Genomic DNA, 23,247 nt, shown 5'->3' with positions numbered 1-23,247 from the left:
GGCATGGGCATTGTGGCGCAGGTACTGCTGACGGCCGTGGCGGTCTGGGTGTCGACCCTGGTCCCCGGCATCGACCTGGAGGGCGGCTCGACCCCGGCCAAGATCGGCACCCTGGTGGGGGTGGCCGTGGTGTTCGGCCTGGTCAACGCGGTGGTGAAGCCGGTGGTGAAGTTCCTCGGCTGCCTGTTCTACCTGCTGACCCTCGGGCTGATCGGCCTGGTCGTGAACGCCCTCATGTTCTGGCTGACCGGCTGGGTCGCCGGCGAGCTGGGCCTGCCGTTCCAGGTGACCGGCTTCTGGCCCGCGTTCTTCGGCGCGATCATCGTGGCGCTGGCGAGCTGGCTGCTGAACCTGGTCTACGAGCGGGCCGTCGAGCAGGACTGACCCCGAAGCCCCCCGCGAACGCCGGAGGGCCCCGCCGTCCGAACCCGGACGACGGGGCCCTCCGCGCGTTCCAGCCGATCAGTCCTTCGTCGCGGCCTTGTCGCCGTCCGGCAGCGGCGTCCCGGTCGACGACTCGTCGGTCGGCACGTCCGCCCGCTCCTGCGCCTGCCCGCGGCGCACGGCGGTCAGCAGCAGCTGCGCCACGTCCACCACCTCGACGCCGCCGCCCACGACCTTCTCGTTCTGCCGCGCGGTCACCCCGTCGGTCAGCATGACCCGGCAGAACGGGCAGCCCGTCGCGATCTTCGACGGCGCGGTGCCCAGCGCCTCGTCCACCCGGTCCAGGTTGATCCGCTTGCCGATCCGCTCCTCCATCCACATGCGCGCGCCACCGGCGCCGCAGCACATGGCCTTGTCGGAGTTGCGCGGCATCTCGCGCAGCGTCGCGCCCGAGGCCCCGATCAGCTCGCGCGGCGCCTCGTAGATCTTGTTGTGCCGCCCGATGTAGCACGGGTCGTGGTAGGTGACGTCCTCGGCGATCTCGGCCACCGGCACCAGCCGCCGCTCCCGCACCAGCCGGTTCAGCAGCTGCGTGTGGTGCACGACCTCGTACTGGCCGCCCACCTGCGGGTACTCGTTGGCGAGCGTGTTGAAGCAGTGCGCGCAGGTCACCACGACCTTGCGACGACCGGGCTCGCGGCCCTCGAAGACGCTGTTGAGCACCTCGACGTTCTGCTGCGCCAGCATCTGGAACAGGAACTCGTTGCCCGCGCGCCGCGCCGGGTCGCCGGTGCAGCTCTCCTCCGGGCCGAGCACCGTGTACCGCACGCCCGCCGTGTGCAGCAGCTCCGCGACCGCGCGGGTGGTCTTCTTCGCCCGGTCCTCGAACGCGCCCGCGCAGCCCACCCAGAACAGGTACTCCGCGTCACCCAGCTCGCCGTCGAACACCGGGACCTCGAAGTCCAGGTCGTCGGCCCACGCCAGGCGGTCCTTGGCGTTCTGGCCCCACGGGTTGCCCTTGTTCTCCAGGTTCTTGAACATGCCGCCCAGCTCGGACGGGAAGTTCGACTCGATCAGCACCTGGTAGCGGCGCATGTCGACGATGTGGTCGACGTGCTCGATGTCCACCGGGCACTGCTCGACGCACGCGCCGCACGTGGTGCAGGACCACAGCACCTCGGGGTCGATGACGCCCAGCTCGCCCGCCTCGCCCACCAGCGGGCGCTCGGCCTCGGCCATCGCCAGGACGTCGATCGACTCCAGGCGCTTCTTGTAGTCCTCGTACTTGTCCTCGACCAGCCCGACCTCGTCGCCCGCCATGTCGCGGCGGCCACCGGCCAGCAGGTACGGGGCCTTCGCGTACGCGTGGTCGCGCAGCTGGGTGATCATCAGCTTGGGGGACAGCGGCTTGCCGGTGTTCCACGCGGGGCACTGGGACTGGCAACGGCCGCACTCGGTGCAGGTGCTGAAGTCCAGCCAGCCCTTCCAGGTGAAGTCCTCGACCTTGCCCACGCCGAACACGTCGGTGTCCGGGTCGGCCTCCTCCAGGTCCAGGACCTTGCCGCCGCTCATCATCGGCCGCAGCGCGCCCAGCGCGACCCCGCCGTCGTCCTCGCGCTTGAAGTAGATGTTGAAGAAGGCGCTGAACCGGTGCCAGGCCACGCCCATCGTCAGGTTCTTGGCCACGACGGCCAGCCAGATCAGCGCGGTCACCAGCTTCACGAACGCCATGACCGACACCCAGTCGGGGCTCGCGGGCAGCAGCTCGCTCAGCGGCGCGGTCACGAAGGACGACCACAGCGGCGGGTCCTCCAGGCCGGAGGCCTGCTTGAACGCCTTCACGCCCAGGATGCCCAGGCCCTCGACGATCACGACGGCCTCGACGAAGTAGGCGGCCTTGAAGTCGGAGCCCGCGAACCGGGAGACCCGGTCGGCGCGGCGCGGGTGGTTCAGCTGCCTGATCACCGCGAGCGCGACGCCGCCGACGACGGTGCCGATGCCCAGCAGCTCGATCAGCAGCGCCCACGCGGACCACGTGCCGATGACCGGCCAGTGGAAGCCGGGGTAGAAGACCTCGCCGTAGGCCTCGAACAGCACCGCGGAGCCGATCAGGAAGCCCCACATCACCATCCAGTGCCACGGCGCGACCTTGCGCAGCTTGGCCATCCTGGTGTGCGCGACGAACTCCACCACCAGCGTGCGCAGCCTCGGCCAGACCGGGCCGTTGCGGGTGGCGTCGGGCTGGCCGAGCCGGATGATCCGCACCATCCGGACCACGCCCGCCACGAAGATTCCCCAGGCATACGCGCTGGCGGCGACGCCTATGGCGCCGAGGGTGAGCTGGAGGGCTCCCATGTGGTCGCGGCCTTTCTGAGTCCGGTTTCCTCCGTGGGAGCCTACGCTGGATTACTGGTGAGTAACCACTTGGCGAAGGCTCCCCGCGCAGCCGGGACCGCCCGGTCGCGACGCCTAGACTCGCAGGCGTCCCCCGACCCGCTCCCGGAGGCTTCCCGTGGTCTACCTCCTGCTGGCGCTGGCGATCGTCGCAGAGGTCACCGCCACCGTCTCGCTGAAGCTCTCCGCCGGGTTCACCAAGCTCGCCCCCTCGGTCGTCGTGGTGATCGCCTACGCCCTCGCGTTCGGCGCGCTCAGCCAGGTGCTCAAGCTCGGGATGCCGCTCGGCGTCGCCTACGCGATCTGGTGCGCCTTCGGCATCGCGGCCGTCGCGGCGGTGGGCGTCGTGCTGTTCGGGGAGCGGGTCAACGCCACGATGGTCGTCGGGCTGCTGCTCGTGATCGCGGGTGTGGTCGCGATCGAGCTGGGCAGCTCGTCCGGCTCCTGACCGCGCCGCCCCGGCGGCGCCGCCCCCGACCGCGCCGCTCCGGGGTGCCGAAGCCCGACCGCAGCGCCGAGGGCGGGTGGAGCGCGTCGAGCCGAAGCCGTGTCCCTCCCGATGCGCCGGGGAAACCCCGAACCGGACACGACCACCGGACAATGGCGGCATGGGGTTCACCGGGCGGGAGTCGTGGCAGGTGTCGCACGGGAGCAACCACACCGTGACGACCGCGCTGTTCGTGCGCGACACGCTCGCGCTGTCGGTGGACACCGTGCCCGAGCTGCCGGGCCTCGACCCCGCCGTGCCGGTCGTGGTGCCGCGCGGCGTCGACCGGGCGGGCGCCGCGCAGGAGTGGCTCGGCTGGTGGGCGGACGTGCTCGACCACGCCAGGGCCGACCGCCACGGCACCTCGCCCGCCGACCCGGACAGCCGCTCGCTGGCCCAGCGGCCCGCGCTGCGCGGCGCGGTGCGCGCGCTCCAGGACCTGGTCGGCGACTACCACCACCGGCGCTCCCGCAGGAGCAGGCACGCGGCGCTGCCCGTCGGCGAGGTGGTGCGCGGCGTGGAGACCAGGCTGGGGCGGCCCGTGCGGCCGTTCCGGCTGGTGATCACGGTCGTCCCGGTGCAGGGGCTGGTGTGGGAGCGGATGACGGGCTCGCACGTGATCGCCTCCGAGTGGTTCCTGGACGACCCCGGCCGCTCGGCGCCCGCGCTGCGGGCGATCGTGGAGGCCCTGGCCTGAACGCGCCCGAAGGCCCGCCCGAGCGCGCCTGTCCGAACCCGTCCGGGCGGCCCGACACCCGTCCAGGGCACCCGGCAGGCACGCCACTCGGTGGGGTTACCCCCACCCGCTGAACGGGGGTTCCCCCGGTGCCCGTCCACCGCGCGTGCACCTAGCGTTGTCCGCATGGGGAGCGAGGGGCGGGCCCGAGGCGCGCGCAGGTCGTTCGCGGTGGTGCTCGCGGTGGTGCTGGTCGCCGGGACCACGTCGTGCGTGCGGCTGGTCTGGAAGGAGGCCACCGACCGGTACGGGCTGGGCAGGCCGGTGACCGAGGTGCGCCTGGCGCAGAGCGACGGCGACGTGGTGTTCCGGCACCGGCCGGGCGCCGAGGCCGTGCTGACCCGCTCGCTCCGCTACTCCCGCCACGAGGCGAGGACCCCCGCCAGCAGCCACCGCGTCGAGGGCGAGACGCTGGTCCTGGAGGGCTGCGGCCTGCACTGCACCGCCACCTACGACCTGGTGCTGCCCGACCTGGTCCGGATCACCGGCGAGAGCGACGGCGGCGACCTGTCCGCCGAGGGGGCGCTGTCCGTGGACCTGGAGGTCGACTCCGGCAACGTGGTCCTCAACCAGACCGTCGAGGGCGTCTCGCTCAGGGGCAACTCCAGCGACGTCTCCCTGAGCGGCGCGGGCGGCCCGCTGGACGTGCGGCTCGACTCCGGGAACCTGCGCGCCACCGGCATGACCAAGGGCCCGGTGACCGTCACCACCGGATCGGGTCGGGTCGAGCTCGGCCTGGTCGAGCCCGCGTCCGTGCGCGCCAGGACCGACAGCGGCGCGCTCACCGTGCGGGTTCCGGCCGGCGCGTACAAAGTGGTCACGGAGACCGACAGCGGCGAGGTCGACGTCACCGGCGTGGCGGACGACAAGGCCGCCGCGTACGAGCTCTTCCTGCGCACGAACAGCGGGAACATGGTCATCGGACGGGTCTGACCCCGCCCGCTCAACCGGCCCGTTCACCGCCAGGTGGGCGGGCCGACGTGTGCGCCGGATCACCCCCGCGATCCGGGAACACGGGGACCCGCCCACCCGTTGTGACAGTCAGAAAGGTTGAGCCGGGTGGACTCAAGGCCGGTCCGCCTGGCAAACTTGAGCCAGCTTCGCTCAACAAAGGGCGCAACCACACACGCACCACCTGGAGGAATTCATGGCGCGAGCGGTCGGCATCGACCTGGGGACGACCAACTCCGTCGTCGCGGTCCTGGAGGGTGGCGAGCCGACGGTGATCGCCAACTCCGAGGGGTCGCGCACCACCCCGTCCATCGTGGCCTTCGCCAAGAACGGCGAGGTCCTCACCGGTCAGCCCGCCAAGAACCAGGCGGTGACCAACGTCGACCGGACGATCCGGTCGGTCAAGCGCCACATCGGCACCACGTGGACGACCGACGAGGTCGACGGCAAGAAGTACACCCCGCAGGAGATCAGCGCCCGCGTGCTGATGAAGCTCAAGCGGGACGCCGAGGCGTACCTGGGCGAGGAGATCACCGACGCGGTGATCACCGTCCCCGCCTACTTCGAGGACTCGCAGCGCCAGGCCACCAAGGAGGCCGGGCAGATCGCGGGCCTGAACGTCCTGCGCATCGTCAACGAGCCCACCTCCGCCGCCCTGGCCTACGGCCTGGACAAGGGCGAGAAGGAGCAGACCATCCTGGTCTTCGACCTCGGTGGCGGCACCTTCGACGTCTCCCTGCTGGAGCTGGGCGACGGCGTGGTCGAGGTCCGGGCGACCTCCGGCGACAACCACCTCGGCGGCGACGACTGGGACCAGCGCGTCGTCGACTGGCTGGTCGAGCGGTTCAAGCAGGCGAACGGCATCGACCTGACCAAGGACAAGATGGCGCTGCAGCGCATCCGCGAGGCCGCGGAGAAGGCGAAGATCGAGCTGTCCAGCTCGAACAGCGCCTCCATCAACCTGCCGTACATCACGGTCGACTCGGACAAGAACCCGCTGTTCCTGGACGAGACCCTCTCCCGCGCCGAGTTCCAGCGCATCACGAACGACCTGCTGGAGCGCACCCGCGCGCCGTTCACCAACGTGATCAAGGACGCGGGCATCAGCGTCGGCGACATCGACCACGTGGTCCTGGTCGGCGGCTCCACCCGGATGCCCGCCGTCAGCGAGCTCGTCAAGGAGCTGACCGGCGGTCGCGAGCCCAACAAGGGCGTGAACCCGGACGAGGTTGTCGCCGTCGGCGCCGCCCTGCAGGCCGGCGTCCTGCGCGGCGAGGTCAAGGACGTCCTGCTGCTCGACGTCACCCCGCTCTCCCTGGGCATCGAGACCAAGGGCGGCGTGATGACCAAGCTCATCGAGCGCAACACGACGATCCCGACCAAGCGCTCCGAGATCTTCACGACGGCCGACGACAACCAGCCGTCCGTGCAGATCCAGGTCTTCCAGGGCGAGCGCGACTTCGCGGCCGACAACAAGAAGCTCGGCATGTTCGAGCTGACCGGCCTCCCGCCCGCCCCGCGCGGCGTCCCGCAGATCGAGGTCACCTTCGACATCGACGCGAACGGCATCGTGCACGTGTCCGCCAAGGACATGGGCACGGGCAAGGAGCAGCGGATGACGATCACCGGCGGCTCCGCGCTGCCGAAGGACGACATCGAGCAGATGATCAAGGACGCCGAGGCGCACGCGGAGGAGGACAAGCGCCGCCGCGACGAGGCCGAGGTCCGCAACCAGGCCGAGACCCTCGTCTACCAGACCGAGAAGGTCGTCAAGGAGAACGAGGACAAGATCCCGGCCGAGGTCCAGGAGAAGGTCCGCGCGGCCATCGCCGAGACCAGCGAGGCGCTCAAGGGCACCGACATCGCCAAGGTCCGCGCCGCCGTGGAGAAGCTCGCCACCGAGTCGCAGGCCATCGGCCAGGCCATGTACGCGGGCAGCGCGCCCACCGACGCCGCCGCGGGCTCCGCGCCCGGCGCCGAGGGCGACGCCAAGCCCGGCGCCAAGGCCGACGACGTGGTCGACGCCGAGATCGTCGACGAGGACGAGAAGAAGTGACGAGCGCCGACCAGCAGCCGGAAGACGTGAGCGCCGAGGAGCAGCCGGACCTGCGCCGGGTCGACCCCGAGACCGGGGAGATCCGCGCCGAGTCGGCCGCCGACACCACCTCTCCCGCCGGGAACGGGGGCGGCAAGCACGCCGCCCCCGAGCCCGAGGGCGTCGCCGAGGTCGACCCCGCCGCCGAGCTGAAGGCCCAGCTCGACGAGCGGACCGCCGACCTGCAGCGGCTGACCGCCGAGTACGCCAACTACCGCAAGCGCGTCGAGCGCGACCGCGAGGTCGTGGTCGCCACCGCGAAGGCGAAGGTCGTGGGCGACCTGCTCGGCGTGCTCGACGACGTCGAGCGCGCGGGCCAGCACGGCGACCTCACCGGCGCGTTCAAGGCGGTGGCCGACAAGCTGGTCGCCGCGCTGACCGCGACCGGCCTGGAGGGCTTCGGCGAGGCCGGGGAGGCGTTCGACCCGGCCGTGCACGAGGCGGTGCAGCACAGCACCTCCCCCGACGTGCCCGGCCCGACCGTGACCGCCGTGTTCCGCCGCGGCTACCGCTTCGCCGACCGCGTGCTGCGGCCCGCGATGGTGGTGGTCACCGACTACGAGCCCGCTCCCGCGCAGCCGGAGCAGGCCCAGGCAGAACAGCAGGACTGACGGAGAGGGGGCGGCGTCCGGTGAGTGCGAGGGACTGGATCGAGAAGGACTTCTACCGCGAGCTGGGCGTCTCCTCCGACGCCTCCGCGGAGGAGATCAAGAAGTCGTACCGGAAGCTGGCGCGGGAGCTGCACCCCGACGCCAACCCCGGTGACGCCAAGGCCGAGGCGCGGTTCAAGTCCGTGTCCGAGGCCTACGGCGTCCTCTCCGACTCGGCCAAGCGGAAGCAGTACGACGAGGCCCGCCGCCTGTTCGCGGGCGGCGGGGGCTTCCCCGGCGGCTTCGGCGGCGGTGGCGGCGGCGGGTTCGACGTCGGCGACCTGTTCGGCCGGGGCGCCGCGGGCGCCCAGGGCGGCATGGGCGGTGGCGGTGGGCTCGGCGACCTGCTCGGCGGCCTGTTCAACCGCAGGGGTGGCGGCGGCGCGGCGACCGGGGCGAACCGGCCCCGGCGCGGCGAGGACGTCGAGACCGACGTCCGGATCGACTTCACCGAGGCGGTCAAGGGCGCGACCGTGCCGCTGCGGCTGTCCAGCCCGGCGGCCTGCGCGACTTGCTCCGGCTCCGGGGCCAAGCCCGGCACCACGCCCCGCACCTGCGGGAACTGCGGCGGCGCCGGCCTGGTCACCCGCAGCCAGGGCGCGTTCGCGTTCTCCGAGCCGTGCCAGGACTGCCGGGGCACCGGCCGCATCGTGGACGACCCGTGCCAGGAGTGCGGCGGCGACGGGGTCAGCACCAGGACCCGGACGCTGACCATCCGCATCCCGTCGGGCGTCGACGACGGCCAGCGCATCCGCCTGGCGAACCAGGGCGAGCCGGGCCGCAACGGCGGCCCGACGGGCGACCTGTTCGTCCGGGTCCACGTCAACCCGCACCCGATCTTCGGCCGCTCGGGCAACGATGTGACGCTGACCGTCCCGGTGACCTTCCCGGAGCTGGCGCTCGGCACGTCGTTGACCGTGCCGACGCTGGAGGGCAAGGTGACCGTGAAGGTGCCCGCGGGCACGAACAGCGGCCGGGTCATGCGGGCGAAGGGCAAGGGCATCGCGCGGCGCGACGGCAAGGTCGGCGACCTGCTGATCACGCTGCAGGTGGCCGTGCCCAACAACACGGACGCCAAGTCCCGCGACGCCCTGGAGGCGTACGCGAAGACCACGTCCCAGCACGACCCCAGGGCCGAGTTGAACGCGCTGCTGCTGGAGAGGGGCAAGTCGACATGACCTTCCCGTTCCCGCCCGGCACCGACGAGGACACGCCGTTCTTCGTGATCTCGGTGGCCGCCCAGCTCTCCGGGCTGCACGCCCAGACGCTGCGCAGCTACGACCGGATGGGCCTGGTCTCACCGGGCCGGACCACGGGCGGCGGACGCAGGTACTCCATGCGGGACATCGTGCTGCTGCGCGAGGTGCAGCGCCTCTCCCAGGAGGACGGCGTCAACCTCGCGGGCATCAAGCGGATCATCGACCTGGAGAACGAGGTGGGCGCGCTCCGCGGCAAGGTGGCGGAGCTGACCGAACAGCTGGCGAACGCGATGGCCGCAGCCGAAGCCGCAGCCGCGACCGTCCACGCCTCGTACCGCAGAGACCTGGTCCCGGTCCGCCACGAGACGGCCCTGGTCGTCTGGAAGCCCCAACAACGCCGCCGATAGCCCCACAGCGGCAGAGGACAGGGCGGGAACCCAGCAGCACAGCACACCAGTAAAGGCCCGGAGCCGCCCGCTCCGGGCCTTTCTGCTCGTGCAGGGACCGCAGGCCGCCCGCACTCCCACGCTCGCGGGCTGACCGCTTCGCGGGCTGCGGGGCGAGCGCAGCGAGCCCGCAGCCGCCCATTCCCGCGTCCCTCTTCTCCGTTTGGCCTGGCGAAGCCCGAGCACAGGTGTCAAGACGCCGCCGCACCGCCCGGAAGACCGGGGTGCCCAACGGCGTCTTGACGCCTGTGCTTGCCTGAAAGGAGGCCACACGGAGAAGAGGGACCCCACCCACCGCAGGGGTAAACGGGACCACCGCCCCAACGGTCACCGGCCGGCAGAGCCCGTCCCCCTCTTTTTTGGAGGTCTGCCCCGCCGGCGAGGCGTGCCCTTCAGCTCTTGCAGCTCTTGCTCTTCGCCCTAATCCAACGTGAACGGGTCGTACTTGATCCGGTCAAGCGGGGTCCCCGCGACCAGCATCCTCGACACCGTGGCCCGGATCATCGAAGGCGACCCGCACACCAGCACGTCGCGGTCCTCCCACGCCCCGTACCGCGTCACCACGTCCGCCAACGTCCCCTGCTCGACCCCTCTGGCCCCAGGGTCGTTCTCCAACACCGGCACGATCGACAACCACGGGTTGGCGCTGGCCATCCGCTGCAGGTTGTCCAGGTCGTACAGGTCCTCCCTCGTCCGCCCCCCGATGAACAGGTGCGTCTTCGGGTTCTCCCCCCACTGCGCCATCTCGTCCAGCATCGCGTGCATCGGCGCGATCCCGGTCCCACCGGCGATCATCAGCACGTTGTTCCCGGACGTCCGGTTCACGCTCAACCGCCCCATCGGCGGCCCGATCCGCCAGACGTCCCCCGGCTGCGTGTGCCCGACGATCGACCGGCTCACCCACCCGCCCTCGACGGACCGGATGTGGAACTCGATGATCCCGTCCTCGCGCGGCGCGTTGGCCGGCGAGAAGTACCGCCACAGCCTCGCCCGCTGGGGCGTCTCCACGGACACGTACTGCCCGGCCCGGTAGTTCACCGGGTGGTCCGGCTGCAGCCTGACCACCGCGAGGTCCCAGCTCACCCGCTGGTGCTCCAGCACCGTCGCGTGCCAGTACGCGGGGCCCTCGTCGGCGTGCGCGGCCTCCTGCATGGCCCTGGCCATGATCGTGTAGGCCTCGGCCCAGGCCATCTCGACCTGCGGCGTCCACGCCTCGCCCGCGTACTTCTTGATCGCGGCGAGCAGCGCGGTCCCGACCGACTCGTAGTGCGAGCTGACCACGCCGAACTTGCGGTGGTCGCGTCCCAGCTGCCTCAGGAAGGGGATGAGGTCGTCGGGTCTGTCGACCATCTGCACCACGTGCACCAGCGCCCGCAGCAGCCTGCTCCGCTGCACCTCCATGTTCGCGGGGAACATCTCGCGGGTCGCCGGGGCCAGGCTGAACAGCATTCCGTAGAAGAACTTGGCCACATCGTCGGAGCGCGACTCGACGACCGCGAAGCTCTCCCGGATCAGCCGCACCATGGCGGTGACACCCGGAGGAGGTTCGCGGTGCGGCGGGCTCGGGATGGGGCTCAACACAGCGTTCGCAGTCATGGTCCGGGCGCAGTCTCCACGTTTGTTGCGGCGCCTGCAACGGCGCTACGTCCTCGTCAAGCATCCAACCCCGACGCTGCGACACTAACCCGTCAACTGGGTGGTTGACTCCTTGATGCCACCTTTGAGTGCAGTACGACTTCGTTGTGTAACGCGGAGCTCGATCCTTCGAGGGATCATTCAACTTCGGTTGTACCTTGATCGTGGCCTGCGCAACAGGGTGAGACTTGTCCTACGCCGTCTGGCCGCTTGCCGAGGCCCTCCCTCACACGGGTGGACCTGCGGCTGCGCTCCGTGAGTGATCATCCCGCCGTGCCTGTGGATAGCGACCTGCGGATTGTGGATAACTCGGACATCGCTGTGGAAAAGCCGCTGGTCCGAGCGAGTGACGCCCTCACGGGTGGGAAACACGCTCCGCAGTGCTCCGCACCACGCAGAACTCGTTCCCCTCGGGGTCGGCGAGCACCACCCACCCGGTCCCGTCCGCGTTGTGCCGGTCGTCGAGCACGGTCGCGCCGAAGGCCACCGCCCGCTCCACCTCCTCGTCGCGCGTCCGGTCGTGCGGCTGGAGGTCCAGGTGCAGCCGGTTCTTCGCCGACTTGCCCTCGGGGACCCGGATGAACAGCAGGTTCACGCCCCCGTCCCACACCACCTCGACCTCGTCGTCGCCGGGCTCGTCGCCCTCGCCCAGCGAGCCGCCGGTGATCCCGGTCCAGAAGGTGGCCAGCGCCCACGGGTCGGCGCAGTCGAAGGTCAGGTGTCGCACCAGGGAAGCCATGCCCAAGATCATCGACCGCGAGCCGCCCGCCCGCACCCGGAACCACCGCTCACCCCGCCCTCCGCCCCACCTCCGGGACTTCGGCTATGACTCATGTCACAATGCTCTCGCCAGGTTGAGCGGAACGGGCTCAACTTTTCTGACGTTGAGCAGGGTGACGACCGGTGCGGGACGCTGGTCGCGCATCAGGGCTGAGTCGACCGAGGTGAGGAATGGACGCTTTCAACCCGACCACCAAGAGCCAGCAGGCGGTGTCCGCGGCGGTGCAGGCGGCGACGATCGCGGGCAACCCGGACGTCGGCCCCGTCCACCTGCTCGGCGCGCTGCTCGCGCAGGGCGAGGGCCTGGCCGCGCCCCTGCTGTCCGGGGTCGGCGCCGACCCCGGCGTGATCCGCAAGGAGCTGGAGCAGCTCAGCCGGACGCTGCCCGCCGCCAGCGGCTCCTCGATCTCCGCGCCGCAGTTCTCCCGCGACGCCGTCCGGGTGCTCACCAGGGCCCAGGAGCTCGCCACCGAGATGGGCGACGAGTACGTCTCCACCGAGCACCTGCTCGTCGGGCTCGCCCAGCACGGCGGCCAGGTCGCCGACCTGCTGCGCCGCCACGGCGCGAACCCGGAGGCCCTGCGCGAGGCGTTCGAGAAGGTGCGCGGCTCCGCCCGCGTCACCAGCCCCGACCCCGAGGGCACCTACAAGGCGCTGGAGAAGTACGGCGTCGACCTCACCGCCCGCGCCCGCCGGGGCGAGCTGGACCCGGTGATCGGCCGCGACTCGGAGATCCGCCGCGTCGTCCAGGTGCTGTCCCGGCGCACCAAGAACAACCCGGTGCTGATCGGCGAGCCCGGCGTCGGCAAGACCGCGATCGTGGAGGGCCTCGCCCAGCGCGTCGTGGCCGGTGACGTGCCCGAGTCGCTGCGCGGCAAGCGCGTGGTCTCCCTCGACCTCGGCTCGATGGTCGCGGGCGCCAAGTACCGGGGCGAGTTCGAGGAGCGGCTCAAGGCCGTCCTCAAGGAGATCACCGACTCGGCGGGCCAGGTCATCACCTTCATCGACGAGCTGCACACCATCGTCGGCGCGGGCGCCACCGGCGAGTCCGCCATGGACGCGGGCAACATGATCAAGCCCATGCTCGCCCGCGGCGAGCTGCGCCTGGTCGGCGCCACCACCCTGGACGAGTACCGCTCGCACGTGGAGAAGGACCCGGCGCTGGAGCGCCGCTTCCAGCAGGTCCTCGTCGGCGAGCCCTCGGTCGAGGACACCATCGGCATCCTGCGCGGCCTCAAGGAGCGCTACGAGGTGCACCACGGCGTGCGCATCACCGACGCCGCCCTGGTCGCCGCCTCCACCCTGTCCGACCGCTACATCACCGCCCGCTTCCTGCCCGACAAGGCCATCGACCTGGTCGACGAGGCCGCCTCCCGGCTCCGCATGGAGATCGACTCCCGCCCGGTCGAGATCGACGAGGTCGAGCGCGCCGTGCGCCGCCTGGAGATCGAGGAGATGGCGCTGGCGAAGGAGTCCGACGAGGCCTCCCGCGAGCGGCTGGCCGCGCTGCGCGCCGAGCTGGCCGAGCGCCGCGAGTCGCTGGCCGCGCTGACCGCCCGCTGGCAGAACGAGAAGGGCTCCATCGACAAGGTCCGGGTGCTCAAGGAGCAGCTGGAGCAGCTGCGCGGCGAGTCCGAGCGCGCCGAGCGCGACGGCGACCTCGGCCGGGCCGCCGAGCTGCGCTACGGCCGCATCCCCGCGCTGGAGAAGGAGCTGGAGGAGGCCACCCGCACCACGCAGGAGGCCGCCGTCATGCTCAAGGAGGAGGTCGGCCCGGACGACGTGGCCGACGTCGTCAGCGCGTGGACCGGCATCCCGGCGGGCCGGATGCTGGAGGGCGAGACCACCAAGCTGCTGCGCATGGAGGACGAGCTGACCGGCCGCGTGGTCGGCCAGGCCGAGGCCGTCCGGGTCGTCTCCGACGCCGTCCGCCGCACCAGGGCGGGCGTGGCCGACCCCGACCGCCCCACCGGCTCGTTCCTGTTCCTCGGCCCCACCGGCGTCGGCAAGACCGAGCTGGCCAAGGCGCTGGCGCAGTTCCTGTTCGACGACGAGCGGGCGATGATCCGCATCGACATGAGCGAGTACTCCGAGAAGCACTCGGTGGCCCGCCTGGTCGGCGCGCCCCCCGGCTACGTCGGCTACGACCAGGGCGGCCAGCTGACCGAGTCGGTCCGCCGCAGGCCCTACTCGGTGGTGCTGCTGGACGAGGTCGAGAAGGCCCACCCGGACGTGTTCGACGTGCTCCTGCAGGTGCTCGACGACGGCAGGCTCACCGACGGCCAGGGCCGCACCGTCGACTTCCGCAACACCATCCTGGTGCTCACCTCGAACCTCGGCTCGCACGCGATCGCGGACGTGTCGCTGGACGAGCGCGGGCGCGAGGACGCGGTCATGCAGGTGGTGCGCGGCCACTTCAAGCCCGAGTTCCTCAACCGGCTGGACGACGTCGTGGTGTTCCGCTCGCTCGCGACCGAGGAGCTGACCTCGATCGTGGACATCCAGGTCGCCAAGCTGGCGGCCAGGCTCGCGCAGCGCAGGCTCGTCCTGGAGGTCACCCCGGCCGCCAGGGAGTGGTTGGCGCTCAACGGCTTCGACCCGGTCTACGGCGCCCGCCCGCTGCGCAGGCTGGTCCAGTCCTCCATCGGCGACCAGCTGGCCCGCGAGCTGCTCTCCGGCGAGGTGCGCGACGGCGACGCGGTCCGGGTCGACGTGCTCGACGACGCGACCGGCCTGATCGTCGGCAAGGCCTGACGGGTCACCGGTCCGGGGGTGGCGGCGGGCCCGCCGCCCCCGGAACCGGAAGATCGAAGCCGATTCGTCATCCCGACAGGCCGCACTGATCTTCGCTACCGCCCCGCCTCCCGCTACCCTCAAGCACCGTGGGCATACCGGCGTGGGTCTGGTTCACCGTCGCCGCGGTGGCGGGCATTGCGGGCTTCGCACTGATCGCGACCGATCGTGCGCAGCGGACCGCGCGCAACCGCGAGCGGCGCCGCTGGGCTGCCCTCCGGGGCTGGCAGTTCGAGGAGACCGACCAGGTCCTGACCTCCCGCTGGGAGAGCGGCGCCATCGCCTACTACGGCACCGGCACCGCCAAGGACGTCGTCGCGGGCTCCACGTTCACCGCCGACGGCCGCCGCCAGGTCTACGTCCTGGACCACGAGACCAACAACAAGGTCAACTCGGTGCTGGTGGGCGTGCGCTGCCGCCGGTCGCTGCCGGTGGTCGTGGAGCTGTGGCTGCACAGCGTCCCCTTCCAGCGCGACCAGATGCCGGACCTGCTCGGCCCGGTCGGCTCCCGCTACGCGTTCGTCAGCGAGGTGCCCGCCGCCCGCAAGCTCATCACCCCCGACCTGGTGGACGCCGCCGAGGAGATCGGCGCCGACGTCACCGTGGTCTGGCTGGAGGGCGACTGGGTGATGGCCGCCGCGCCGCCGAACTCCACCCCGTCCCGGATCGAGCGGCTGCTGCGCGACCTCGGCGAGCTGGCCGACGTCGTCGACCCGTTCGACGCCGAGCCGGACGACGAGCCCGGCTCCGGGAGCGGCGAAGTGATCCGCCCGTCCTTCGGGCGCAAGCAGTGAGCGCCCCGACCGCCCTCGTCACGGGGGCCAGCGCGGGCATCGGCGCGGCCTTCGCCCGCCGGTTGGCCGCCGAGGGGCACGACCTGGTGCTGGTGGCCAGGACCGCCGAGCGCCTGGAGGCGCTGGCCCGTGAGCTGCGCGCCAGGCACGGCGTCGAGGTCACCGCGTTCCCCGCCGACCTGTCCACGGCCGAGGGCCGCCGCTCGGTCGAGGAGCTGCTGGAGCGCGGCGAGGTCGACCTCCTGGTCAACAACGCGGGCTTCACCAACTCCGCCGAGTTCTTCCAGGCCGGGGCGGACCAGCTGGAGGCCCAGCTCGACGTCAACGTCACCAGCGTCCTGCGGCTGACCCGCGCGGCGCTGCCCGGCATGGTCGCCCGCCGCTCCGGCGCGGTCGTCAACGTCTCCAGCGTCGCGGGCTTCCTGCCCGGCAGGGGCAGCAGCTACAGCGCCGACAAGGCGTGGGTGACCACGTTCTCCGAGGGCATGGCCCAGTCGACCGAGGGCACCGGCGTGCGCGTCATGGCGCTGTGCCCCGGCTTCACCCGCACCGAGTTCCACGAGCGCGCGGGCATCGACATGACCAAGACCCCCGACCTGCTCTACCTGGACGCCGACCGGGTGGTGCACGAGGCGCTGGCCGACCTGCGCGCGGGCAAGCAGGTCTCCATCCCCAGCCCGCAGTACAAGGCGATCATCACCGGCGCCCGCCTGCTGCCCAGGGCCGTCCTGCGCAAGATCGCCTCCAGGGTCCTCGGCGGCCGAGGCCGCACCTGACGCGCCCTGACGCGCCCTGACGCGCCCGAGACCGCACCCGTGCGGCCCGGAAACGGGCAGTTCGGGCACCTTCCTCCAGGTGGGAACCCGTCCGCCCCCCTCCCCGTCCCAGTGCCACGCACGACCGGGAGAGGGACGGGCAACATGGGTGAGCGGTTCCACGTCGAACCTGATGAGCTGAGCGGGTACAGCGAGCTGCTGACCCGCAACGCCGGGCACTTCCTGACGATCAGGGAGCACGCCGTGGCCAAGGGCGGTGACACGTCGGGGTTCACCGGCCTGCTCGCCCTGCTGCGCCCCGCCGTCACCGGCGTCGCCGAGCTGTACGGCGAGACCCTGGAGTTCGCGAACTCCATGATGACCAAGGAAGCCGCCGCGCTGGTCCAGGCCGCCGAGAGCTACCGGGCCGTCGACGCCCACGCGCAGGCCCTCCTGCGCCAGGTGGAGCAGGCCCTGGAGGCCGCCGCCGAGGCGCCGACCACCGGGGGTGGCGAGTGACCGCGTACGCCGACGTCGAGAACCCGGCCACCGCGCTGGCCGCCGCGCCCGAGGACCGGCCGGGCCGCCAGAGCACCAAGGAGCTCATCGAGAAGGCGGGCTGGAAGATCCAGGGCGTCAACTGGATCTACGAGAAGGTCACCGGCGAGAACCTGATCGAGTCGCTGATCAACCCGCTGCTCGGCGACTTCGAGAAGATCGACGCGAACGCCGCCGCGTGGGACCGGGTCGCCAAGTCGCTCGACGCGGTGCGGCACAACGTGGACGCGGGCGCCGGGCAGCTCGGCCCGCACTGGGACGGCGACGCCGCCCAGTCGTTCGAGGCCAGGATGCGCACCCTGTGGGTGGTCGCGATCGAGGCCGACTCGCAGGTCGCGCGGATCGTCGGCAACCAGTTCCAGTCCACCGCCTCTGCCTGCCGCACCGCCACCGGGCTCGCGCTGAGCCTGCTGGACAAGCTGGTCGGCAAGCTCGTCGAGGCTGCCATGACGGCGTGGATCCCGGTCGTCGGCTGGGGCCGCGCGGTGTGGATGGTCTACGACGCGGTGCAGATCGTCGACGCCATCCGGAAGATCATCATCTCGATCCAGACGCTCATCGAGGGCGTCCAGGGCATGGTCAACGGCCTCAAGGGCATGGGCACCGCGCTCATGAAGCTCAAGGACGTGCGCGACGTCGGCGACGCGCTGGACGTGCTCGACGCCTACCAGGACGGGCAGCAGAAGTTCGGCGACGGCCTGTCCGCGGCCAAGTCCGGGGCCATCGGGGTGGCGATGAACGGCTACAAGCTCGGGTCGTCGGTGAACAAGGCGAACACCCGCTACACCGCGCCGCCCCCTGGAACCAGCCCACCGCCGCCGCCCGCGCAGTCCGGCTCCCCCGCGTCCGGTGGGGGTGGGGAATGACCTTCCCCTACGACAGGGCCAAGCTCGACGCGCTCGTCGCCGACGTGGAGGCGCGCAACGCCGCGCTGATCAAGACCGCCACCGAGGCGTCCCAGGTGCGCACCACCTCGCGCGGCCTGTCCGACGCCGACCTCGCCGAGATCTCCCGCGCCGCGAACAACCCGCGCGCCCCGCAGGCGCTGCGCGATCTGGCCAAGCGGGTCGACGCGGGCGAGATGTCCTGGAAGGACATCGCCGAGGGCAAGGCGCTCGACGACGAGGGCGTGCGGCGGGCCATGGCCACCGGCATCCCGGACCTCAAGCGCGCCCACAACGCCATCCGCGAGGGCCAGGACGTGCAGGACCTGGCGCGCGGCGGCGACGGCGACGAGCCCGGCTCGTTCACCGAGGACGCCTGGTAGGCGGCCGAGGGGGGCGGGCGCGGGCCCGCCCCTCAGAACGGCGAGTCGATCGGCCCGCCGCTCGTGTGGTCGACCCCGTCGCCGCGCACCACGTCGTAGAACACCCCGGCGGCGATCGCCAGCGACCGCACCGGTTCGGCGAGCCCGGCCCGCAGCCGCAGCACGTCCCGGCGCACCCTGGCGCCGTCCCGCTTCGCGAGCTGCCGGTAGGACATCCCGGCCACGTCCCCCAGCGCGCACAACCGCGCCCCGGCGGCGTCGTGCAGCCCGACCCCGGCCCCGCCCTCCTTGCGCAGCGAGCCGAGCGCGCGGCCACCCGGCAGCAGCACCTCGGTGGGCGGCGCGCCCCAGCCCTTGCGGACCTCCAGCAGCGGCCCGCCGGGCGTCGACAGGGCCACCCGGAACGCGGTCCGGCCGGAGAACGCGGTGCGCCGCAGCGCCACCAGCGGCCCCAGGCCGCCCAGGTCCTCGGTGTGCGCCAGCGGCGCGTCCGACTCGGCGTAGACCCGCACCGAGTAGCGGACCTTCAGCAGGTGGTCGGTGAACGACCAGGGGTGCTCGACCAGCAGCACATCGGGCAAGGTCACGGTGTGCCACCTTACGGGCGCGTCCCCCGGTCGCGTGTGACAGTCTTGGCAGCCGTGCGAACTGAAGTGGTTCTGGATGCCGTCGCCAAGGCCGAGCTTGCCCGCCTGGTGAGCGAGTTGGCCGTGGTGCACGGCAAGGTCACGCTGTCCTCCGGCGCCGAGGCCGACTACTACATCGACCTCCGCAGGGCCACCCTGCACCACGCCGCGGCCCCGCTCATCGGCAAGCTCCTGCGGCAGCTCACCTCGGACTGGGACTACGCCGCCTCCGGCGGCCTGACCCTGGGCGCCGACCCGGTCGCCTGCGCGATCATGCACTCGGCCGCCGCCGACGGCGAGGTGCTCGACGCGTTCGTGGTGCGCAAGGCCACCAAGCAGCACGGGATGCAGCGCCGCATCGAGGGCGTCGACGTCGAGGGCAAGCGCGTCCTGGCCGTCGAGGACACCTCCACCACCGGCGGCAGCGTCATGACCGCCGTGGAGGCGCTGCGCGAGGCAGGCGCGATCGTCGTCGGCGTCGTGACCGTGGTCGACCGGGGCACCGGCGCCCGCGAGGTCATCGAGGCGGAGGGCCTGTCCTACCGCTACCTCCTCGACCTCGCCGACCTGGGTCTGGCGTGAGATGACCGAGGTGCTCCTGCTCGCCGCCGTGGTGGTGGTCCTCGCCGTGGCGGTCGCGGTCGGCTTCGCGCGGCACCGCCGCGTCCCGGCCACCGGACCCGGCCAGGTCGCCGCGCCGCAGGTGTTCGTCAGCGAGTGGGAGCAGCGGATGCGCGCCCTGGAGTCGACGACCGGCCTGCGCTACACGGCCGAGGACCAGGGCTTCGGGGAGCGCGTCCCGCAGATCGGCCGGATGCTGGAGTCCGACCCCGGCCGGATCAAGGCGCAGCTCGTCGGGCACTGGCGCGGCGTGCCCGTGCTCGCCGTCGAGCTCGTGCTGCGCGCGCAGACCGGGACGACCAGCGACTACCGCACCTACACGGCGGTGGTCGTGCCCCGGCCCATGCCGGGGCCGTGGGTGCTGATCAGCCCGCGCGAGGACGGGGTGTGGGGGCTGTTCGAGCAGTTCACCGCGACCGGCGACGAGGCGTTCGACGCCCGCTACGAGGTGCGCAGGAAGAACCCGGCGTTCGCCACCGCGCTGCTCGCCTGCGGGTTGCCGCAGTGGCTGCTGCACGAGCCGCGCGCGCTCGGGGTGGCCGTGCTGTTCGGCGAGCACAGGCTCGTCGCGGCCATCCAGGCGCCGTTGTTGCAGGCCCCGATCGGTCACCTCGCCGATCTGCTGCTCGACGTGGCGGGGCGGGTGCCCTGGCAGTCGCTCCCGCGCGGGTGATCCCGCTCGGGTGATTCCTCCTGGCCGCCTCCGGGTAGTCACTCCTAGGCTGCGAGGTACAGGAGGTTCCGGGGGATGGTCGCTCTCGCGCTCGCCGAACTCGTCGTGGTGCTGCACTACGCCGCACTGGTGTTCCTGGTCGTCGGGGGGTTCCTCGCCCGCAGGTGGCGCTGGTTGGTCTACCCGCACGTCGCGATGGCGGCGTGGGGGCTGTCGGTGGTGGTGTTCGCGCTCGACTGCCCGCTGACGATGCTGGAGAACGAGCTGCGCGTGCTCGGCGGGGAACCGCCGCTCACCAGGGGCTTCATCGACACCTACATCGACGGCGTGCTCTACCCGGAGTCGCTGGCCACGCCGGTGCAGGTGCTGGTGGCGGTGCTGGTGCTCGGCTCCTGGCTCTCTCTGGTCGCCTCGCGCCGCTCGGCGGCGCCGAGCGAGAACGCCGTGGGCCGGTCGCCGAGCTGACGTTCCCGCGCTGACCGCCCCGCGCCCCGCGTCGCCTACGATGGCCCGGCCGTTCGAGTGACTGGAGCCGCGTGGCCGGGGAAGTGCTGCTGGAGGGGTTCCACGCGGTCAAGCACGCGCTGCGCTTCGGCGGCGCGGGCGCGGTCCGCGAGGTGCTGCTGACCGACCGGGACGCCGTGCTCGCGCTGGCCCGCTCGCACGCCCCCGACCTGGTCGACGTGTTCGCCGCCGTCGAGCCGGTCACCGCCGCCGAGCTGGTCCGCCGCACCGGCCGCGCCCACCCCACCGGCGTCGCGGGCTTCGCCGCCCGACCAGCCGCCGCCGTGCCGGGCCCCGACCGGACCGCCCCGCTGGTGCTGCTGGACAACCCGCGCAACCTCGGCAACTTCGGCGCGGTCGTGCGCGTCGCCGCCGGCCTGGGCGCGAGCGGCGTGGTGTCGACCGGCGACGTCGACCCGTGGCACCCGACCGTCCTGCGCGGCAGCGCCGGGCTGCACTACGCCCTGCCCGTCGCGCGGGTGGACGACCCGGCCGCGCTGGAGGGCGAGCTGTTCGCGTTCGACGCGGACGGCGAGCCGGTGGACCGGGTGCGGTTCCCGGACGGGGCCGTCCTGGCGTTCGGCTCGGAGCGGCACGGGCTGTCCGAGCGCACCCGCGCCCGCGCCGACCGCGTGGTGTCGCTGCCGATGCGCCCGCTGGTGTCCAGCTACAACCTGACCACGAGCGTCGCGATGGCGCTCTACCACTGGGACCTGCTCCGCCGGGCGGAAGATCGCTGAAGTGGTCACACTGGCCGGGTGACGACGCCGAAGCTGCACGCCGCCCGCGCCGGGGTGGCCGAGCGCGCCATCCGGTCACGGCACCTGCGCAGTGTCTGGGGGCTGCCCGGCACCGCGCTCGGGCTGAACGCCTGGCCGCCGGACCTGGGGGTCCGCGCGCACCGGAGCTTCGGCTACTGGTGGCAGGCGCACCTGGTCGACTGCGTCGTCGACGCCCAGCTCCGCGCCCCGCGCCTGTCCAGGGCCACCCTCGTCGAGCAGCTGGTGCGCGGCCTGCGGGTGCGCAACCTGACCGGCTGGACCAACGACTACTACGACGACGTCGCCTGGCTCGGGCTCGCCCTGCAGCGCGCGGCGGGCGTCGGCGTCCCCCGGCCGCGCGCCGTCGAGGCCGTCGCCACCCGGCTGCGCGAGGGCCTGACCGACCACGGTGGCGGCGGGCTGTGGTGGCGCAGGGGTGACGACTTCAAGAACGTGCCCGCCAACGGTCCCGCCGCGATCTTCTTCGCCCGCCGGGCCCGCGCGAGCGGCGACCGCGCCGACCTCGGCCGCGCCCGCTCGATCGTGGACTGGGTGGAGGACAACCTCGCCGACCCCGAGACCGGGCTGGTCTGGGACGGGCTGCACCTGCGCCCGGACGGCTCCGTCCGCGAGGTCGAGCGCGTGCTCTACACCTACTGCCAGGGCGTGCACCTGGGCGCCTGCCTGGAGATCGCGCGCTCCGGCGGCGGACCGCGCTGGGCGGACCGGGCGGCGCGGGTGATCGCGGGCGTTGACCGGGAGCTGGCGGCGGACCGGGTGCTGCGCGGGCACGGCGGTGGCGACGGCGGGCTGTTCAGCGGCATCCTCGCCCGCTACCTCGCGCAGGCCGCGCTGCACCTGGACCGGCCGGAGGCGGTGCTCGCGGCGGAGCTGGTGGTGGCCTCGGCGGAGGCGGCGTGGGCCAACCGGTCCGCCGCGGTGTCCGGGCCGCTGTTCGGGCCCGACTGGGCGCGGCCCACCGGCGCGCCCGAGGCCGGTGCGGCGGAGCGGGACCTGTCGGTGCAGCTCGGCGGCTGGATGGTGCTGGAGGCGGCGGCGCTGCTGGAGGAGCGCGGCAGGGTGCCGCGGCGGCGGCTCACGGCGCGGGGGTGATCGGAGAGCCTGCGGTGCCCGCGCAGGTTCAGCGGCACCCGCACGAGCTGCGGTGCCGCAGCTCCGGGGCCAGCCGGATCGTCTCCGGCGTCCGCTCCGGCTCGCTGATCCGGGACAGCAGCAGCCGCACCGCCGTGCGCCCGATCTCCTCCACCGGCTGCGCCAGCGCGGTCAGCGGCGGGTCGACCAGCTCGGCCCACTCCACCTCGTCGTACGCCACCAGCGCCAGGTCCGAGCCGATCCGCACGTTCCGCGCCCGCGCCTCCCGCAGCACGCCCACCAGCGCCTGGTGCCCGCCGACCACCACCGCCGTCACCGACCCCAGCATCGGCCCCAGCGAGGTGCGCACCACGTCCTCGTCCCACGCCAGCCCGGCCCTGCCGAGCCCCAGCCGGTAGCCGAGCACCCGCTCGTCCGTCGTGGCCAGCCCCGGCGCGCCGGTGACCAGCCCGATCCGCCGGTGCCCCAGCTCGGCCACGTGCGTGACCAGCGACGACGTCGCCTGCACGTTCTCCGGCCCCACCTGGTCCAGGTCCTTGGCCACCACCAGCCGGTCCACCAGCACCGTCGGCACGCCCAGCCGCCGCAGCTCCGGGAGCGCCGCGCTGCCGGACGTGGGCGTCAGCAGCACCCCGTCGACCCGCCGCGAGCGCAGCACCCGCACCGCCGCCTGCTCCGACTCCGCGCTCTCCCGCGTGTCGATCAGCACCAGCGTGTAGCCCGCCGCCGTCGCCTCGGCCTCGATCGCCGCGATCAGCTCCGCGAAGTACGGGTGCGACTCCAGCGACACCGCGAGCCCCAGCGACTTCGTGCCCCCGGTGACCAGCGATCGCGCGATCGCGTCCCCGGTGTACCCGGTCTCCTCGATGGCCTTGAGCACCCGGTCCCGCGTGCTCCCCGCCACCGACCGGGTCTCGTTCACCACGTGTGAGACGGTGGTGATCGACACCCCGGCGAGACCGGCGACCTCCCGCATGGTGACCACGAACCAGCCCCCGTTCGCGCTGTCGCAAGCGATTGCGTGC

General features: G+C 72.5%; 24 protein-coding genes. 19 read left to right on the top strand and 5 right to left on the bottom strand.

The window, feature by feature from the left end:
- Nucleotides 1-3: 3 nt before the first annotated feature.
- Nucleotides 4-384 carry a phage holin family protein gene (locus AMIR_RS34455; protein WP_015805626.1) on the top strand — a complete coding sequence of 127 codons (381 nt, stop codon included), beginning with the start codon at nt 4-6 and terminating at the stop codon, nt 382-384.
- Nucleotides 385-462: 78 nt separating this feature from the next.
- Here AMIR_RS34455 and AMIR_RS34450 read toward each other — a convergent pair whose 3' ends face one another.
- A complete protein-coding gene (locus tag AMIR_RS34450; RefSeq protein ID WP_015805625.1) occupies nt 463-2,739 on the bottom strand; it encodes a (Fe-S)-binding protein in 2,277 nt (758 codons plus the stop codon).
- Nucleotides 2,740-2,896: 157 nt separating this feature from the next.
- Between AMIR_RS34450 and AMIR_RS34445 the strand changes: the two genes are divergently transcribed.
- From AMIR_RS34445 to AMIR_RS34415, 7 genes are all read left to right on the top strand, one after another.
- Nucleotides 2,897-3,226 carry a DMT family transporter gene (locus AMIR_RS34445; RefSeq protein ID WP_015805624.1) on the top strand — a complete coding sequence of 110 codons (330 nt, stop codon included), beginning with the start codon at nt 2,897-2,899 and terminating at the stop codon, nt 3,224-3,226.
- A 160-nt stretch (nt 3,227-3,386) separates the two neighbouring features.
- A complete protein-coding gene (locus AMIR_RS34440) occupies nt 3,387-3,962 on the top strand; it encodes a hypothetical protein (protein ID WP_015805623.1) in 576 nt (191 codons plus the stop codon).
- A gap of 165 nt (nt 3,963-4,127) precedes the next feature.
- Complete coding sequence (locus AMIR_RS34435) at nt 4,128-4,934, top strand: DUF4097 family beta strand repeat-containing protein (RefSeq protein WP_015805622.1); 807 nt, start codon at nt 4,128-4,130, stop codon at nt 4,932-4,934.
- A 214-nt stretch (nt 4,935-5,148) separates the two neighbouring features.
- Complete coding sequence (gene dnaK, locus AMIR_RS34430; protein WP_015805621.1) at nt 5,149-7,008, top strand: molecular chaperone DnaK; 1,860 nt, start codon at nt 5,149-5,151, stop codon at nt 7,006-7,008.
- Complete coding sequence (grpE, locus tag AMIR_RS34425; RefSeq protein ID WP_015805620.1) at nt 7,005-7,658, top strand: nucleotide exchange factor GrpE; 654 nt, start codon at nt 7,005-7,007, stop codon at nt 7,656-7,658. The genes dnaK and grpE overlap by 4 nt, the downstream gene beginning before the upstream one ends.
- A gap of 20 nt (nt 7,659-7,678) precedes the next feature.
- Nucleotides 7,679-8,875 (top strand): molecular chaperone DnaJ, encoded by a 1,197-nt coding sequence (dnaJ, locus tag AMIR_RS34420; RefSeq protein WP_015805619.1) that lies wholly within the window; start codon nt 7,679-7,681, stop codon nt 8,873-8,875.
- Nucleotides 8,872-9,303 (top strand): heat shock protein transcriptional repressor HspR, encoded by a 432-nt coding sequence (locus tag AMIR_RS34415; RefSeq protein WP_015805618.1) that lies wholly within the window; start codon nt 8,872-8,874, stop codon nt 9,301-9,303. Before dnaJ ends, AMIR_RS34415 begins: the two co-directional genes overlap by 4 nt.
- Nucleotides 9,304-9,762: 459 nt before the next feature.
- On the opposite strand, the gene AMIR_RS34410 is transcribed toward AMIR_RS34415, so the two are convergent.
- The gene (locus AMIR_RS34410) at nt 9,763-10,866 is read right to left on the bottom strand and encodes an FAD-binding oxidoreductase (protein ID WP_015805617.1); all 1,104 of its coding nucleotides are present in this window, start codon (nt 10,864-10,866) and stop codon (nt 9,763-9,765) included.
- Between the two features lie 466 nt (nt 10,867-11,332).
- Entirely contained in the window at nt 11,333-11,716 is a 384-nt protein-coding gene (locus AMIR_RS34405; RefSeq protein WP_041838648.1) for a VOC family protein, read from the bottom strand.
- A 212-nt stretch (nt 11,717-11,928) separates the two neighbouring features.
- On the opposite strand from AMIR_RS34405, the gene clpB reads away from it, so the two are divergent.
- The 6 genes from clpB (at nt 11,929) to AMIR_RS34375 (ending at nt 17,924) form a co-directional block, all read left to right on the top strand.
- Nucleotides 11,929-14,511: an ATP-dependent chaperone ClpB gene (gene clpB, locus AMIR_RS34400; RefSeq protein ID WP_015805615.1), complete on the top strand. Its 2,583-nt coding sequence runs from the start codon at nt 11,929-11,931 to the stop codon at nt 14,509-14,511.
- 128 nt (nt 14,512-14,639) lie between these two features.
- Nucleotides 14,640-15,344: a type III secretion system chaperone family protein gene (locus AMIR_RS34395; RefSeq protein ID WP_015805614.1), complete on the top strand. Its 705-nt coding sequence runs from the start codon at nt 14,640-14,642 to the stop codon at nt 15,342-15,344.
- Nucleotides 15,341-16,120 (top strand): SDR family NAD(P)-dependent oxidoreductase, encoded by a 780-nt coding sequence (locus AMIR_RS34390; protein ID WP_015805613.1) that lies wholly within the window; start codon nt 15,341-15,343, stop codon nt 16,118-16,120. The genes AMIR_RS34395 and AMIR_RS34390 overlap by 4 nt, the downstream gene beginning before the upstream one ends.
- Before the next feature lie 144 nt (nt 16,121-16,264).
- A complete protein-coding gene (locus tag AMIR_RS34385) occupies nt 16,265-16,618 on the top strand; it encodes a hypothetical protein (RefSeq protein ID WP_015805612.1) in 354 nt (117 codons plus the stop codon).
- Entirely contained in the window at nt 16,615-17,523 is a 909-nt protein-coding gene (locus AMIR_RS34380; RefSeq protein WP_015805611.1) for a WXG100 family type VII secretion target, read from the top strand. The genes AMIR_RS34385 and AMIR_RS34380 overlap by 4 nt, the downstream gene beginning before the upstream one ends.
- On the top strand, nt 17,520-17,924 hold the full coding sequence (locus AMIR_RS34375; protein WP_015805610.1) for a hypothetical protein: 405 nt from the start codon (nt 17,520-17,522) through the stop codon (nt 17,922-17,924). The genes AMIR_RS34380 and AMIR_RS34375 overlap by 4 nt, the downstream gene beginning before the upstream one ends.
- A 32-nt stretch (nt 17,925-17,956) precedes the next feature.
- Here AMIR_RS34375 and AMIR_RS34370 read toward each other — a convergent pair whose 3' ends face one another.
- On the bottom strand, nt 17,957-18,511 hold the full coding sequence (locus AMIR_RS34370; RefSeq protein WP_015805609.1) for a hypothetical protein: 555 nt from the start codon (nt 18,509-18,511) through the stop codon (nt 17,957-17,959).
- 66 nt (nt 18,512-18,577) lie between these two features.
- Between AMIR_RS34370 and pyrE the strand changes: the two genes are divergently transcribed.
- The 5 genes from pyrE to AMIR_RS34345 all read left to right on the top strand — a co-directional run bounded on the left by pyrE (nt 18,578) and on the right by AMIR_RS34345 (nt 22,222).
- Nucleotides 18,578-19,132 carry an orotate phosphoribosyltransferase gene (gene pyrE / locus AMIR_RS34365; protein WP_015805608.1) on the top strand — a complete coding sequence of 185 codons (555 nt, stop codon included), beginning with the start codon at nt 18,578-18,580 and terminating at the stop codon, nt 19,130-19,132.
- Nucleotide 19,133: 1 nt separating this feature from the next.
- A complete protein-coding gene (locus tag AMIR_RS34360) occupies nt 19,134-19,844 on the top strand; it encodes a hypothetical protein (RefSeq protein ID WP_015805607.1) in 711 nt (236 codons plus the stop codon).
- A 75-nt stretch (nt 19,845-19,919) separates the two neighbouring features.
- Nucleotides 19,920-20,309 (top strand): DUF2784 domain-containing protein, encoded by a 390-nt coding sequence (locus AMIR_RS34355; protein ID WP_015805606.1) that lies wholly within the window; start codon nt 19,920-19,922, stop codon nt 20,307-20,309.
- Between the two features lie 71 nt (nt 20,310-20,380).
- The gene (locus tag AMIR_RS34350; protein ID WP_015805605.1) at nt 20,381-21,088 is read left to right on the top strand and encodes a TrmH family RNA methyltransferase; all 708 of its coding nucleotides are present in this window, start codon (nt 20,381-20,383) and stop codon (nt 21,086-21,088) included.
- Nucleotides 21,089-21,106: 18 nt separating this feature from the next.
- On the top strand, nt 21,107-22,222 hold the full coding sequence (locus tag AMIR_RS34345) for a glycoside hydrolase family 76 protein (RefSeq protein ID WP_015805604.1): 1,116 nt from the start codon (nt 21,107-21,109) through the stop codon (nt 22,220-22,222).
- A 28-nt stretch (nt 22,223-22,250) separates the two neighbouring features.
- Here the strand turns inward: AMIR_RS34345 and AMIR_RS34340 are convergent, their stop codons facing one another.
- Complete coding sequence (locus AMIR_RS34340; protein WP_015805603.1) at nt 22,251-23,198, bottom strand: LacI family DNA-binding transcriptional regulator; 948 nt, start codon at nt 23,196-23,198, stop codon at nt 22,251-22,253.
- Nucleotides 23,199-23,247: the final 49 nt, after the last annotated feature.

It is taken from the genome of Actinosynnema mirum DSM 43827 (genome assembly GCF_000023245.1).
GTDB classification, from domain to species: domain Bacteria; phylum Actinomycetota; class Actinomycetes; order Mycobacteriales; family Pseudonocardiaceae; genus Actinosynnema; species Actinosynnema mirum.
This window is presented reverse-complemented; position numbering and strand designations above follow the sequence as displayed.